Annotated in this window: 9 protein-coding genes; 4 read left to right on the forward strand and 5 right to left on the reverse strand. The window is 65.9% G+C overall.

From position 1 onward, the window contains the following. Positions 1-33: 33 nt before the first annotated feature. Positions 34-2,625 carry a hypothetical protein gene (locus QF819_07490; protein ID MDP6803001.1) on the forward strand — a complete coding sequence of 864 codons (2,592 nt, stop codon included), beginning with the start codon at positions 34-36 and terminating at the stop codon, positions 2,623-2,625. 18 nt (positions 2,626-2,643) lie between these two features. Here QF819_07490 and QF819_07495 read toward each other — a convergent pair whose 3' ends face one another. Next, a complete protein-coding gene (locus QF819_07495) occupies positions 2,644-3,942 on the reverse strand; it encodes an MFS transporter (protein MDP6803002.1) in 1,299 nt (432 codons plus the stop codon). A 24-nt stretch (positions 3,943-3,966) separates the two neighbouring features. Next, the gene (locus tag QF819_07500) at positions 3,967-5,841 is read right to left on the reverse strand and encodes a M3 family metallopeptidase (GenBank protein ID MDP6803003.1); all 1,875 of its coding nucleotides are present in this window, start codon (positions 5,839-5,841) and stop codon (positions 3,967-3,969) included. 250 nt (positions 5,842-6,091) lie between these two features. On the opposite strand from QF819_07500, the gene QF819_07505 reads away from it, so the two are divergent. Beyond that, a complete protein-coding gene (locus tag QF819_07505; protein ID MDP6803004.1) occupies positions 6,092-7,891 on the forward strand; it encodes a FlgD immunoglobulin-like domain containing protein in 1,800 nt (599 codons plus the stop codon). A gap of 76 nt (positions 7,892-7,967) precedes the next feature. Here QF819_07505 and QF819_07510 read toward each other — a convergent pair whose 3' ends face one another. Together QF819_07510 and QF819_07515 are read right to left on the reverse strand one after the other, a co-directional pair. Further along, positions 7,968-9,125, reverse strand: a complete 1,158-nt coding sequence (locus QF819_07510) for an aminopeptidase (GenBank protein MDP6803005.1) — start codon at positions 9,123-9,125, stop codon at positions 7,968-7,970. Positions 9,126-9,188: 63 nt separating this feature from the next. Then, the gene (locus QF819_07515; GenBank protein ID MDP6803006.1) at positions 9,189-9,860 is read right to left on the reverse strand and encodes a hypothetical protein; all 672 of its coding nucleotides are present in this window, start codon (positions 9,858-9,860) and stop codon (positions 9,189-9,191) included. Between the two features lie 232 nt (positions 9,861-10,092). Here QF819_07515 and QF819_07520 point away from each other — a divergent pair, with 232 nt between their 5' ends. Together QF819_07520 and QF819_07525 are read left to right on the forward strand one after the other, a co-directional pair. Then, on the forward strand, positions 10,093-12,210 hold the full coding sequence (locus QF819_07520) for a dehydrogenase E1 component subunit alpha/beta (GenBank protein MDP6803007.1): 2,118 nt from the start codon (positions 10,093-10,095) through the stop codon (positions 12,208-12,210). After that, positions 12,197-14,083, forward strand: a complete 1,887-nt coding sequence (locus tag QF819_07525; GenBank protein ID MDP6803008.1) for a tetratricopeptide repeat protein — start codon at positions 12,197-12,199, stop codon at positions 14,081-14,083. Before QF819_07520 ends, QF819_07525 begins: the two co-directional genes overlap by 14 nt. Here the strand turns inward: QF819_07525 and QF819_07530 are convergent. Next, on the reverse strand, positions 14,033-15,055 hold the full coding sequence (locus tag QF819_07530; GenBank protein MDP6803009.1) for a glycosyltransferase: 1,023 nt from the start codon (positions 15,053-15,055) through the stop codon (positions 14,033-14,035). The two genes, QF819_07525 and QF819_07530, sit on opposite strands and share 51 nt — an antisense overlap. Positions 15,056-15,060 lie beyond the last annotated feature (5 nt).

Genomic DNA, 15,060 nt, shown 5'->3' on the forward strand with positions numbered 1-15,060 from the left:
TCTTTGTCCACACGCCGCAGACTCGGAGGAACCGTGGACCCCGCCGTCGATCGACACGCGCCCCTGTCCGTCCGCCTGATTGCCCGGGAAACCGCCGGATTCGCGAGGATCGCCGAACCGGTCACCATCGGGGTCCCCCTTCCCCGGGGGCGGGTGCGGGAGGCAGGCCACCTCCGGTTGCGGTCCACGGAGGGAGACGCCATCCCGCTCCAGGTGAAGGCGCAGGACCATTGGAGCGACGGGAGCATCCGGTGGGTGCTTCTCGATTTCGCGGCGGGTGCGCCGTCGCGGGGGGAAGCGGAGTTCTTCCTTACGGTGGACGACGGTCCGCCCGCGCCCGACAGCCCGGAGATCAAAGCGAACAAGACGGGCGACGGCCTCTTTGTGGACACGGGCGCCGCCGCATTTCTCATGGCAAGAGGACCGTTTGACCCCTTCCGGTCCGTACGGGCCGACGGCGTCGAGATGCTGGACCCCGCGGGGACCGGCTGGGTCTGCGTCGACCGGGCCGGGCACTCGTGGAATCCGGTGGCGACCCGGGTCGCCCTGGAGACGGCGGGACCTCTCCGCACGACGGTTCGTGTGGACGGGGAGTTCTGGGGCCCCGGCGACCCGCTTCTCCACTTTACCGCCCGAATCACGCTCCACGCCGGTCGCGCCGCCGCCAAACTGGAGATCGCCGTCACCAATCCACGCCGTGCGGCCCACCCGGGCGGTCACTGGGAACTGGGAGACCCGGGGTCCGTGTTCCTTCGCGAACTCTCCCTTTGCATCGCCTCCCGAAAGGCGGGCCGCGCTTCCTGGTCGGCGGACTGCGGCGCTCCCCTTTCGGAAGTGCCGGGTGGAAGTGTCGGCATCCTGCAGGACGGAAGTGGAGGCAAGAACCGGCGAAGCCGTGTGCACCAGGACCACGAAGGCCGAATCCCCGTCGGACTGGAAGGGTATCGGGTGCGCATGGGGTCCGAAGCGCGCGAAGGGCTGCGCGCATCTCCCCGACTGGCTGTGCATGACGGAAGCGCGGGCGTCTCGGCATCGATGCGATACTTCTGGCAGGAGTTCCCAAAGGACATGCGGGCCGAGGCCGACGGCACGCTTCGCATCGGTCTCTTCCCGGAACGACCGGGTGCCTTCCACGAGATCCAGGGCGGAGAGCGAAAGCGCCACGAAGTCCGGCTGTTCTTCGGCGAGGAAGCGCTGGCCCCCGCGAATGACGCGGCACGCGCGCCGCTCTTCGTCCATGCGGACCCGAAGTGGTATGCCTCCACGGAGGCCATCCCCTACCTCACAACGCGTGCCGAAGACACGGATGCGGATTGTCTGCGTCTGGTAGATCAGGCCATCGAAGGAGACTCATCGTTTGAAGCCAAGCGCGAAGCGGCGGACGAGTTCGGCTGGCGTCACTTTGGAGAGATCCCGGCTGATCACGAAGCCCACTTCCACAAGGGCGATGAGACCTTCGTCTCCCACTACAACAATCAGTACGATGCGGTGGACGGCGCGTTCCTTCGATTCGCCGGAAGCGGAGACATACGCTGGTTCCGGATCATGGAAGAACTGGCACGCCATGTGATGGACATCGACCTCTACCACACGGATCGTGATCGCTCCGCTTACAACCACGGGCTCTTCTGGCATACCGTCCACTATGTCGATGCCGGGAAGAGCACGCACCGATCGTACCCGAGCGTGGGGTCAGCGGGCGGCGGACCGGACAACGAACACAACTACACGACCGGCCTCCTGCACTACCACCTGCTCACGGGGGACGAACTCGCCCGCGAGGCGGTGCTGGGAAGTGCGCAGTGGGTGGTGGATGCCGACGACGGGGCAAAGACCATGCTGCGGGTTCTGGATCGTGGGGACACCGGGCTGGCGACGAAGACGCGCGATTTCGGCTACCACGGCCCGGGACGGGGGGCGGGGAACTCGATCAATGCGCTTGTTGACGGGTGGCGCCTCGGCGGGGATCCGGATCTCCTCGCCCGCTGTGAAACGCTGATCCGCCGTTCCATCCACCCCGAGGACAACATGGAGGCGCGAGACCTCCTCAACGCCGAGAACCGCTGGTCCTACACCGTCTACCTGCAGGCACTGGGCAAGTACCTGGATGCGAAGGCGGAGACCGGACAGCTCGACAGCGCCTACACCTACGCGCGCGAGAGCCTCCTCGCGTACGCACGCTGGATGGCGGCGCACGAACACCCCATCCTGGACAAACCCGGGCAGCTGGAGTACCCGAACGAAACCTGGCCCGCCCAGGACATCCGCAAGTCCGATGTATTCTGCTATGCGGCACTCCATGCGAACGATGCGGAGCGTGAGTCGTTTGTCGAACGGGCGCGTTTCTTCTTCCGAAGCGCGGTGGAGTCGGTGGACTCCTTCCCGACCCGCGGGTATGCACGCCCCGTGATTCTCCTGATGAAGAACGGCCTCATGCACCCGTGGTGGAGGCTGCACCCGGATGTGCACCGACCGCAGGGCCTGACGACCGGTCCTTTCGGCGAGCCGGAACAGTTCGTTCCCCAGAAGACGCGTGCGCTTCGCAAGCTCCGCTGGATCGCAGCGGCCGGGGCGGTTCTTCTGCTGGCGGGGGGCGGCGCGACGCTCCTGCGGGTTCTGTCCTGACGAAAGTGCGCGTCGCGCTCAGTCTTCAGCGGGGGGGATCGCGTCGAAGGCCTCCGGTGTGGTTCCGGCGGTCAGCACGGCGTCGCCGGTTGCATCCCGGAGCCGCCGCTCCCGAAACAGGACCAACGCCACGCCCCACGCCACGAACGGCACGAACAGCAGGAACCCGAAGCGAGTCGCCACGGAACTCGGGGGCACTCCGGAATCCAGAAACCCTCCCGCGATCCAGCTCATTCCCGAGAACACCAGCGTCATGACGCCGAACTCCAACGCGGAAACGCGGCCCAGATAGTGTCGGTCCACATCGCGCTGAAGGAGGGTACCCACCATGACCCAGTTCATCCCGCTTCCCACGGCCGCCACGAAGAGGCAAGCCGCGGCCCCCGCGAATGTCGTGACGCGACCGAGCGCGAGATAGGCCAACCCGGCCAGCGGGTACGCGCAGAGGATCATGCGGCGAAGCGTGCGACTTGATTCGCCAAAGACCCGGAACATCCCGATGGAGCCGATCAGCGCTCCCAACCCCCGGCTGCTGTAGAGGATTCCCACCCAGAGCGGCCCCGATGTCGCGGGAAAGAACCCCGACCCCAATACCGGGATGAGAATGAGCGTCCCGCCGCCGAGAGCCATCATCGGCTTCAGGCAGGCCAGCGCCATCTGGTAGGGGTGCCTGCGCAGATGACGAAGCCCGTCGACGAATGTCACGCTGGCGCCGCGACGGGCGGCGGGTGCCGGAAGCGCCGGGAGCGTGACCAGAAGTCCCGCGGAAAGCAGAAAGGTCGCCGAGTCCAGAACAAGCGCCACATCCACCCCTGCCGCTGCCGTAACCCATCCTCCCGCGGCGGCGCCAATCGCCAGCATGACCGACCATGTCCCGCCCGACAGCGCATTCGCCGTAGCCAGGTCCTTCTCCCCGACAATCTGCGGAATGGCGGCCTGCCGCGCGGGGAAGAAAACACCGGTCATGGTCACCATGGCCACGATGCAAGCGTAGAGCGCGGGGAGGCTCTCCGCCCGGTGGGCGAGGATCAGCCCGAGCGCCAGCACCATGCGTGCCAGATCCGACGCAATCAGCAGAGTTCGCCGATCGAACCGATCCACGAGCGGCCCGGCCACCGGCATTACGAGGAACACGGGGAGCATCTTCGCGACCATCACTACGGCCAGCGCGCGCCCGCTGCCCGCGAGTTCGAACACAATGGTGTACAGCGCGATCGTGTTGAACCAGTCGCCCAGAAAGCTGACAATTTCCGCAGCCCAGAGAAACCGGAAGTTCCGGTTCCGCGCCAGGAGTGCCCCGTATCCGGTTCGCCCCACCCGACCCCGCCTTTCCGCCCGGGGTCACCCGGTGATGGAGGCTCCGTCCCGTGGCCAGTTCTTGAAGATCCAGTCGCGGAAGCGCGCGGCGGCCTCCTGAACGGAGCCGCCCTCTTCCACGATCGTCTCCTTCCCGTGGATCACGCGCAGGCGCAGACCCAGGTCCACCTCTTCCGCGGGGGCGTCCGGGGCCGCCACGCGGTCCATCCTCTCGCGCTGGATGCGCACGGCTTCGTCCGTGGAGAGGGAGGCGTGCGCCACCAGCGCATCCGCGGAGAACCGACCCCCGGTGAGTTCCTCCACCAGTTCCAGAAACCCGCGGCTGTTGCCGGGCGCCCAGTAGACGCGAGCCAGTTCTTCGCCCACGGCGGGGTTGTCCACGATGTGCCCGTACCGCTGAAGGAAGTAGTCGCGCGTCTGGTACACCGCCATCTGAGCCAGCACATAGCCATGGTAGTAGCACGACGCCTCCGCCGAGAGGAGATGCGGCACAGCCAGCGTCGGGCGTGGGCAACCGCCCGGCAGGCCGACCAGCCGACGCTCCACATCCCGAAGCATCGAGAGCACATTCTCCGGCGTGAGGTCTTCCTCCGCCATTTCGTAGAGTTCCTTCTCCGCATAACACACCACCAGCATGTTGCGAATGTTCTGCGCAAGGAACGGGTGCGTAATGCGTACGCCCTTCTCCACCAGATCCGCCGACATTGGCCGCCCCGACTCATCCAGCGCATACCGAACCTGCCAGTCCGCGTCTTCCAGAATGCTGTCGAGAAACATGGACTGCGTCTCCGCAAACGCGACCGAAGTCGGCGCGTACTCCTGCGAGAAACAGGGAGCCCCCATCAGGATGTTGGAGAAGTGCGCCGCGTGGCCACCTTCGTGGAAGAGCGTCTGCAACGCGCGGAAACCACTGCCCGGTTTGTCGGGCAGCGCGTTCGCCGTGAAGTTGATCTCCGCGGGCTGCCAGTCTTCCCCACGGAAGAAGGCCGGAGACGGCCCGTGCATGAACCCGTTCTCGTACTTTCCCTTGCGATCCACAAGGTCCAGCGTGATCCGCGCATCCCGATACCGAATGCCGAGTGCCGCAAAACTCCGCGCCCATCGGTCGATGGAATCCTCGAAGCGGAAGTACGCGTCCCGCTCCGTCTGAATCGATCCCCAGGTATGGTAGGGGAAGTTCCACGGCTCCAGCGCGTCCTCACCCTCGCGGGAGGCCAGCGCCTTCCGCTCATGAGCCGCCTTCTCCCGGGTGCGCTCCTCCAGATCGTCCAGGTAGCCGAAGAGCGTTTTCTTGTCGAAGCCCTCTGCCCAGAGAACCTTGTAGTCGTAGTAGTCCTCAAACCCCAGCATCCGTGCGAAACGGTTCCGGTCACGAACGACCCGGCAGTAATCCTGATCCAGCACGAAGGTCTCGATGGAGCGCAGCCCCTCGAAGCACGCCTTGCGGAACGCGGCGTCCTTTCCGGACCGCAGTCCGTTGGCCAGCGCCACGGACGACGCAGGCACAAACTCCCCGCTCCGGGGATCGGTGTAGCCCAGCTTCATTTCTCCGCGAGCGCGCTGAAGAGCGTTCTCGAACTCCACGGACTCCTTTCGGAGGACCCGCGCGTCCGGGTTCTCCACCTGATTCCGGGAGAACATGAGAATCCAGCCGTCGAGGATCGTCTCCTGATCCACCGAAAGGCCCTCCGCCTCTCTGCGGCGACGAAGCTCCGCCAGCGTGTCCGCATCCGACAGGAACTCCTGGAGCTGAACATCCGCTTTCGACAGTGTGTCGTGGCGATCGGCCAGACCCATCCGCGTCTCCCAGAAGGCCCCTTCCTTGGCGCGGTGGAACTTCAGGTACTGATCGGTAAGGTCGTTGAGGAACGCTGCGTGGCAAGTCCGGGTCTCCTGCATGGTTCACCCTTCGGGGAAAGCGGATTCCAAGGCACTCTCTGAGAGTCCAGTGTATCCGCGGGTGGGAAATCGGCAAATGCTCTTTCTCCGGGAGTGCGCCGCACGAATCGCGTCCTATGAAGCCAGAAAGCACCACCATCCGCAAACGCCTGTCAGGTGCGCGGCCGCTCTTTTGCGTCTGGACGGGAGTTTGGTGTAGAATGGATCCGTCGTGGTAGCCCCAAACATTTTGAAAAGGAGTCCTCTCGACATGAACTTCAGGATTCAACCCGTCCTTGCGATGATCGCGCTGGCTCTCGTCGCCGCCGCTCCCGTCACCGCCGCTCCGGTGGATGGCGCGGCCGCCATGGAGCTCCTGGATCAGGATCGAAACGCCGGACGCATCTCCGCCGAGACCTGGCTCCTCGAGAGCTTCCGGTATGTGTTCGCGCCGGAGGCCGTCTCCCCCCGCTACCTTCCCGCCAACCGCACACTCATTCGATGCATGACTCCCCGTATCGCCGAGTTCCACCGTCTTCGGGATTCCCTGCAACCAGCGGCGGTCGCGGAGATGGATGGTTACCTGACGCCATCGGGCGCACAGCCTCGCGCCATCTACATGAGCCCGAGCGGGATCTTCGAGTTCGCCTACCAGACGACCGGAGCGAATGCGGTCGACCCTTCCGATGTGGACCCGGCCAACGGAATCCCCGACCTCGTGGAGAGGTCTGCGGAGTATGCGGACTACACCTGGGTCACCGAAGTCGACACGCTGGCCTTCAAAGCCCCCACGCTCACCGCCGGCGTGTATGAGATGTCCTACGAGAGCATGGGCGCATACGGGTACACCACGCCCACCGGCGCGGGAAAGACGCGCATCGTTCTGCACAACACATTCACCGGTTTCTTCCCGCCGAACACAGACCCGGACGGACCCCAGCTGGGACGCGCCAAGGTCACCATCGCGCACGAGTTCAAGCACGCCTCGCAGTACACGAACAGCAGTTGGTCGGAAGGCGGCTGGGTGGAACTGGACGCCACATGGATGGAAGACATCGTCTACGATGACACAAACGACCTCTACAACTACTTCAACGCGCTGAACGGCGGGAGCCAGCTCTCCAACCCGGAGCAGAGCCTCGACGAGGGCGGATCGGGCAGCTACGAGGATTGCCTCTGGCAGCTGTACATGTCCGAGAAGCACGGCGTGCAGATCATCACCGACTTCTGGGATCTTCGCGCGGCCAACAGCGGCTGGACGATGCGCAAGAGCTATAGCGAGATCCTGACCACCTACGGGTCCAGCTGGAACGAGGCCTATCCCGAGTTCATGGAGTGGTGCTGGTTCACGGGTTCCCGCGCCGAACTGCCGTATGGCTTCGGGGAATCCCCGGACTACCTCCGAATGCGAACGCGCACGGGCAATGTTTCAACCTATCCGGCCAATGTGTCGGACAATGTCGCTCACCTCGCCACGCACCCGCGACGCTACAACCCCGGTTCAGCAACCGACCACCCGCGCATCCTCTTCAACGGGGACGACGCGCACACGAACTTCACCGTGTCGGTCATCGCGGAAAAGCCGGACGGATCGTTCACGATCGTCCAGCCCGCGGTCGACGCAAACCAGGACTTTGACTACACGGTCCCCACTCCGTTCCAGTCGCTTCTGTATGTCGCCGTGCTCGTGACGAACACGAAGCGCACGGGGTCCGAAGCGTCCTACTCGTACACCGTGGAGGATGCCACGGGATCGACCGGGATCGGTGAACTCGTGACCGCGGACGCGGGCCTTCGACTCCACCCGGCGGCTCCCAACCCCACCTCCGGCGTGACGACGCTGTCGTTCTCGCTCCCCGCGGATGCTTCGCACGCGGAGATGGGCGTGTTCGATGTCCACGGTCGTCTGGTGCGCGCGCTCCACCACGGGCCCCTTTCCGCCGGCCACGGCGAGGCGCGCTGGGACGGCACCGACCACTCCGGCCGCCGCACTCCCGCGGGGGTGTACTGGATTCGCCTGCACACGGATGACGGCTCCACGGCAGCCCGGAGAGTGACCCTGGTGCGTTGAGAGTCGCGCATCCCTGTCGTGGAAACGCCCCTCCGGTCGATGACCGGGGGGGCGTCATTTGCCAGGGCCGGTGCGTCTACCCGACCGGTTCCGGACTCGGTGTCTCTTCCCCGGTCAGCGCTTCCCGCGAGAGCGTGGCCTTCAGGTCCGGATGCACCCACTCCCCGTCTTCCCGAACCAGTTCGCCATCAAACCAGACGGATCCGCCGCCATACTCCGGCGTCTGGATACAAACGAGATCCCAATGGATGGACGACCGGTTTCCGTTTTCCGTGGTGTCGTAGCATTGACCGAGAGCGGTATGGAACGACCCGTAGATCTTTTCGTCGAAGAGGGTGTCCTTGATGGCCAGATCCAGATAGGGATTGAGGCCGAAGGCGAACTCACCCACGAACGAGGCGCCTTCGTCCGTGGAGAAGATCTTGCGAAGTTTCTCCACATCGTTTGAGGCATCGATGCCCGCAATCCGTCCCTTCTCAAAGGTGAGGCGAATCCAGTCCCAACTGGTTCCCGAATAGAGCGCACCGGCGTTGTAGGTCACGACCCCATCCACCGAATCCCGCACGGGAGCGGTGAAGACTTCGCCATCCGGGATGTTCCGTCGCCCGTCGCACTTCACCACGCCGATATCCTTGATCGACAGCGTGACATCCGTGTCCTTCGCGGTCAGGCGTACCTTGTCCGTGCGCTCCATGAGCGCCACCAGCGGATCCATCGCCCGGCTCATGCGCCCGTAGTCCAGCGTGCAGACATTGTAGTAGAGGTCCGCGAAGGCCTCGCGGCTCATCTTCGCCATCTGCGCCATGGCGTTCCCGGGGAAGCGCAACACGACCCACTTCGTTCCCGGAACCCGAATCTTCAGATGCACGCGCTCCATGATCTGTTCCCGATCCCACTTGAGGGCGTCCTCCGGGATGTCGGACAGGTCGAACGGGTTGTGCGTCCCGTTGACGCGGATGTACGCCTGCATCTCCCGCATCATCTTCTCAAGTACGGCACCCGCCGCCTCGACCTGCGACTCGTTCGCGGACCGAAGAAACCGGCGGTTGATGGAGTCATCGCCCAGGAGGCAGTGCGGAGTGCCACCCGCTTCCGTGACAGCGGTCACGACCTCCTTCATGAGGTCGATCGTCTCCGTGCCTCGAAAGTCCAGGAGGACATTGTCCCCCGGCGCGATCTCCATGGAGTACTGGACGAGACTTTCAGCAAGCCGGGTGTTGCGCGGATCCACCATGAGGGTACTCCCTTCCGATGACCTGTGGGCGGTGCCTCGCGATGAACCGGGTGAGATTCCGGCCTAGAACCGGTATGCGAGCCCCGCGCCGAAGTGGACAGCCGATGCTGTCCCGAACTGCATTTCAAGAACTTCGTAGTCTGCGCCCAGGTCCAGCAGGAGTCCGGGAGCCACCGCCACGAGAAGCCCGGCGCGTGCCGTTCCTCCCGGGTGGGACGCTTCAAAGGAATCTCCCCGGGCAACGCCGTCCACCGAGTCGACGGTGACGGTGGTAGTGTGATAGGCGGCGAACAGCGCGGCATAAGGCACCGCGCGCCAGTCGCGCTCCGAGACCCCGTCCAGACGCAGGCCCGCCCGAATCGAGAGCACCTCCACCTGTCCCGCCGCATGCCCGGAACGCCCGTCATCGCGGAAGGGCACATCGAGCAGGTGGACCATCTGGTTGTCGAAGCCCCCGCGCCACATGGAGGCGCCCACATCGAGACTGAAGCTGCCGAAGAGGCGGGCGGCCATGCCACCCCCCGCAACGGGACCGGCGTCCACGCCCTTGAGTTCGGTGCCGAACACATGCCCGTAGCCGCCGCGGCCATAGAGAACGATCCGAGAGGGATTCCGGCCCACATCCCCTTCGACAGCCTCCCAGGCCGCAGCGGGCGCGGGACGGGGAGCGAATGTGACTAGCCCCGCGAGCACCATGCCCAGAAGGGCGGACACACGGCAGTCGGTGCGATTCATGCTTTCCTCCGGCGTCCGGACTTCCCTCAAGAGCGCGGCGTCCGACCCCTCGCGAGCCGAACCACACGAGCAACCCGTCGGCGATGCCGAATCGGGCGCGGACACTTTACCACTCGCCAGAAAGCCCGGCAAGCCGGGGAAGCCCCCGTTCGTACGGAGCGTTGCCCGCTCCCGGCACCCGTGATACGGTCCCCCGGCCTGTTTCCCCCTGTAGAATCAGCCGGAGAGGAGCATGACCGTCCGACAGCATCCCAACCCTGACGCCGTTCTCTCCCGCGATGACCTGCTCCTGTTCTTCCGGAATATGGTGCTCTCACGCGCCGTCGACGACGAGGAGATCCGTCTCAAGCGGAAGAATCTCATCTTCTTCCAGATCTCCGGCGCGGGCCACGAAGCCGTGCTCACCGCCATCGGGCATCTGATGCGCCCGGGTTCGGACTGGTTCTTCCCGTACTACCGGGACCGTGCGCTGTGCCTGATGCTCGGGATGACGCCCGAGGAGATGCTCCAGAGCGCCGTCGCCGCCAGCACGGATCCCAACTCACACGGCCGCCAGATGCCGAGCCACTGGGGGCACCGCCGCCTGAATATCGTCTCGCAGTCCAGCCCGACCGGCTCCCAGGTACTCCACGCGGTGGGGTGTGCGGAAGCGGGTTCGCTCTTTGAGCGGCTCCCGGGAATCGAGAACCGCGAAGACCGCTTCCACGGAGGCGAAGTGTCCTATGCGTCTCTCGGAGACGGAACGACCAGTCAGGGTGAGTTCTGGGAAGGCCTGAACACCGCGTCGGTGGGGAAGCTCCCGGTTCTCTTTCATGTGGAGGACAACGGTTACGCCATTTCCACTCCCGTGGAGCACCAGACTCCCGGCGGCAGCATATCCGCCGTCCTCGCGAGTTATCCCGGCCTCCGTGTGGAGCAGTGCGACGGAACCGACCCCGTGGAGAGCCACCGCAAGGCGAAAGAACTTCTCGCGCACATCCGCGCGGGCGAAGGCCCCGGGCTCCTGCACAGCCAGGTGACGCGCCCGTACTCCCACTCCCTCTCCGACGATCATCGCGCCTACCGCGACGCCGGGGAACTGGAGCAGGAGGCTGCGCGAGACTGCATCGCCACCTTCTCCCGCAGGCTCATCGACGACGGAACCGCCACGCAGCAGGAACTGGACGAGATCCGCGCCGAAGCGACCGCCACCGTAGAGGAAGCCTCGGCCCGCGCACAGGAAGCTCCCAAGCCAAAGCGCTCCCGGGAAGAGGCCGCCGCCCACCTCTACTCTCCCGCGGTGGATCCCACGGGGCCGGACTTCGACTCTCCGCCTTCCCGGGAGGGAGAGCCGGAGTCCATCGTGGGGCTGGTGAACCGCTGCCTTGCTGAGGAAATGGAACGCAATCCGGGCATGGTCGTCTTCGGAGAAGATGTCGCGGACGCGTCCCGTGAGCACCTCCTTTCCGACATCCCCGGCAAGGGGGGCGTCTTCAAGGTGACCCACGGACTCCAGACGCGCTTCGGAGGAGACCGCGTGTTCAACTCGCCGCTGGCAGAGGCGAACATCGTCGGCCGTGCAGTGGGGATGGCCGTGCGGGGAATCAAGCCGGTCGTCGAGATCCAGTTCTTCGACTATGTGTGGCCCGCCATGATGCAGATCCGGAACGAACTCGCCATGATGCGATGGCGCAGCGGCGGCGAGTTCGCCTGCCCCGTGGTCATCCGCATTCCCATCGGCGGCTACCTGCAGGGTGGCGCCGTCTATCATTCGCAGTCGGGAGAATCGATCTTCGCGCACTGTCCGGGCCTTCGTGTCGCGTTCCCGTCGAACGCGCTCGACGCCAGCGGCCTTCTGCGGACCGCCATCCGGTGCGAGGACCCCGTACTCTTTCTGGAGCACAAGCACATCTACCGGCAGCCCTACGCGAAGGGCCCGCTCCCGGATTCGGACCACTGCATTCCTTTCGGGCGAGCCCGAACCCACCGGCCCGGGACCGACCTGACGCTCGTCACCTGGGGTGCGCTCGTGCGCCGCTCGGAGATGGCCGCCGCCCGGCTCTCGGAAGAAGGAATCGAAGTGGAGATCCTGGACCTCCGAACGATCGCGCCCTGGGACTTCGAATCGGTCGCGGAGTCCGTGAAGCGAACGAACCGGTGCCTCGTCGTTCACGAAGACCATGTCACCTGCGGGTTCGGGGCGGAGGTGGCCGCACGCGTCGCGGACGACCTGTTCCCGTGGCTCGACGCGCCCGTCCGGCGCGTCGCGGGAATGGACACACCCGTTGCCTACTCCCCCGCGCTGGAGGACATGATCCTGCCGCAAGTTCAGGATGTCATCGAAGGGGCCCGGCAGGTTGCGACCTACTGAGACCCGCTTCGTCCTCGGCGCGGCCATCCTTGCGGCCGCCCTCTCGCTCTCTCTTCCCGCAACTTCCGCGCACGCCCGGACGCAGACGCGCCTCCTGGATGAAGAATCCGAGGCGGACGCGCTGGCCGGTCTCGACCACCTCTACCACGGACGCATGCAACACGCGGCCCGCCGATTTGAACGCATCCGGGAGCGCCATCCGCAAAGCCCCGCCGCGGACTTTCTCCACGGAGGCATCGAGTGGCATCGCGTGGCGACGGGACTGGAAGGCACCGGCAGCGGAAGCAGCGCGGAGAAACAGTTCTTCGCGAGAATGGACGCCGCGATCGAACTCGGAGAGGCCGCCGCCGACCGGGATCCCGACGATGTCGCCGCGCGCTTTTTCCTGGGCGGCGCCTACGGCTACAAGGCGCGCTACCTGGCGCTGCGCGAGGACTGGTGGTCCGCGTATCGCACCGGACGGCGCGGCGTCAAGCATCTGGAGTGGGTTGCCGAACACGCGCCGGACCTCGGTGACGCGAAGCTCGGCCTCGGCATCTATCACTACTACGCCGATGTCCTGCCGAGCGTCCTCAAGTTCTTCAGCGGATTCCTCGGGTTGCACGGGGATCGCGAAAAGGGAATGGCCGAACTGAAGGAGGCCGCCATCCACGGCACACTCGTGTCGGTGGAAGCGCGGTTCTTCCTGGCGGAGCTTCAGACTTCCTTCGAAGACGAGCACTGGACCGCACTGGGCTACTCCCGCGATCTCCGGGACACTTATCCGGAAAACGAACTCTTCCGCTGGCTGAATGGCCGCATCCTCGACGAGCTGCACCTCTCCGAACTCGCCCTCCCCGAGTGGCTCTGGCTTCGGGACAAGGCGAACCGGCGGTCGCTTCGCGGCTTCCTGGACTACCGGCTTGCCCGGACGAAGCTCTACGGCGGCGACTTCGCGGGCGCGGCCGCAGAGCTCGGGGCGCTCCTCGACGGGCGCGGCGCCGGAAGCCGCCGAATCAACGCATGGGGCTACCTCCGCCTCGGACAGGCGCTGGACTTCCTCGGGAGGCACGACGACGCGCTCCGCCGCTGGCGACAGGCCCGCGACGCCGACGCCTCCGATACGGTGTCCGACCGCGCACAGGTCCGACTGGACGCCGGGAGAGACCACGCCGCGGCGGAAGCGTTGGAGGAACTGGCGGAAGTGGCACGCATCGTCCTCCACACCGGTGAGCACAGCCCCGACTCCCTCGACTCCATCGAAGCGCGCGCGCGGGCGACCACGCAGGATCTCACGCGGGAACGCCGAACCCTGCTGTTCGCGATCGTCATGAATCTGGCGAAGGCGCGGATGGCGGCCGGGGACGAGGAAGGTGCTCTGGTGGCACTCGACCGTGCGGAGGCATCGAGCGTTCGCCCGTCGCGGGAAGTCCGGGCGCTCCTGCAGGAGACACGCGCCCGGGCCCTCTTCCGAATGGGGCGGCTCGAAGAGGCCGCGCACGCGCTGGAGGCCGCCCGCCGTGACGCCCCCGATGACGCACGAGCGCGGATCGACGCGGAGCAGGGGATCGTCCGGCGCGCCATCGCACGGAAGCCAGGCGCACATCCGAAGACCGGCCTTCGCATTACGGCGCGCGATCGCGGAGAGTTCCTGATGGAAGTCGAGACGCCGCTCGGCCGCGTCCCCATGACGCGGACTCGCGGAACCTGGACGGCCCACATTCCGGCCACAGACGGTGGGGCGCGGTACCGCTTCGTCGTCGACGGGAACCAGACGCGGGTCGATCCGTGGGCGCCGCGGGTGCGACTGGTGGAGGGCGAGGCGTGGAGCGAAACTCCCGCGTCAGGCCAGGCAGAAGAAGTCCCGGCCCTCGGCGTATCCCCACCGCGCTAGCCGCTCGCGGATCTGGGCGCGCGCGCCTTTCGTTCCCACGCACGCCAGCACCACGCAATCCGGCCGCTCGACCAGCGTTTCAGCCGGGAGAATGGGCACGCCCATCGTGCGGCGGCCGACCTTTGTCGGCGCGATGTCCACAAAGTGCCGGAGAGCCACCCCGCCCTTCCGCAGCGCCTTCGCCATGCGCTTCCCGTCGCGTCCCGCGCCCCAGACGATCGCGTGGACCTCTCCGTCGCCGGTCGCATGCTCTCGCTCCCGAAGAGTCCCGGCCAGGTGCTCCGCCTTGCACTCCAGAAAAGCCCGGGGCGAATACCGCGAATCCGTCCAGGTGAGCCTTCTCCTGTGTTCGCGAATACGCGTCAGCACTTTGGGTACTTTTCCAAACCGCCACCCGGCCCGCCAGCCGCGCAGCCAGAGGTCATAGTCTTCCGGGAAAGGCCCGTCGGAGTATCCGTTCACGGCGCGCAACGCATCCGTGCGCACCATGACCGATGGATGCGGAAGCGGGGACTCGACCAGAAGGTCACGGGTCACCGCGCGATGCGTCACCAGCGAGTTCAGCCATCGCTCATAACCGCGAAGCCCCTCCGACACGCTCTCGCCAAAGAACTCCACCAGCGACGACACCACGGTCCCCTCCGGATCCGCGCGAAGGAACGCGACCTGTTCCGCAAGGCGCTCCGGCATCATTTCGTCGTCGGCGTCCATGCGGGCTACGAGCGGCGCACGCACGCGGGCCAGTCCGTCATTGAGAGTCGGGACCAGTCCGCGTCGCTCCCCGCGCACGATCTCAAAGCGACCGTCCTCCGCGGCGTAACGCTCCCCCACTTCCGCGGATGCGTCTCGCGACCCATCGTCCAGGATGAGGCAGCGGAAGTCAGGCAGTGTCTGGGTTCGGATTCCTTCGAGTGCATCGGGCAGCGTCGCAACCGAATCGCGCACGGGCAGCAGTATGTCGACAGTGGACATGGCGC

The sequence above is a fragment of the Gemmatimonadota bacterium genome, from assembly GCA_030747075.1.
Lineage (GTDB): Bacteria > ARS69 > ARS69 > ARS69 > ARS69 > ARS69.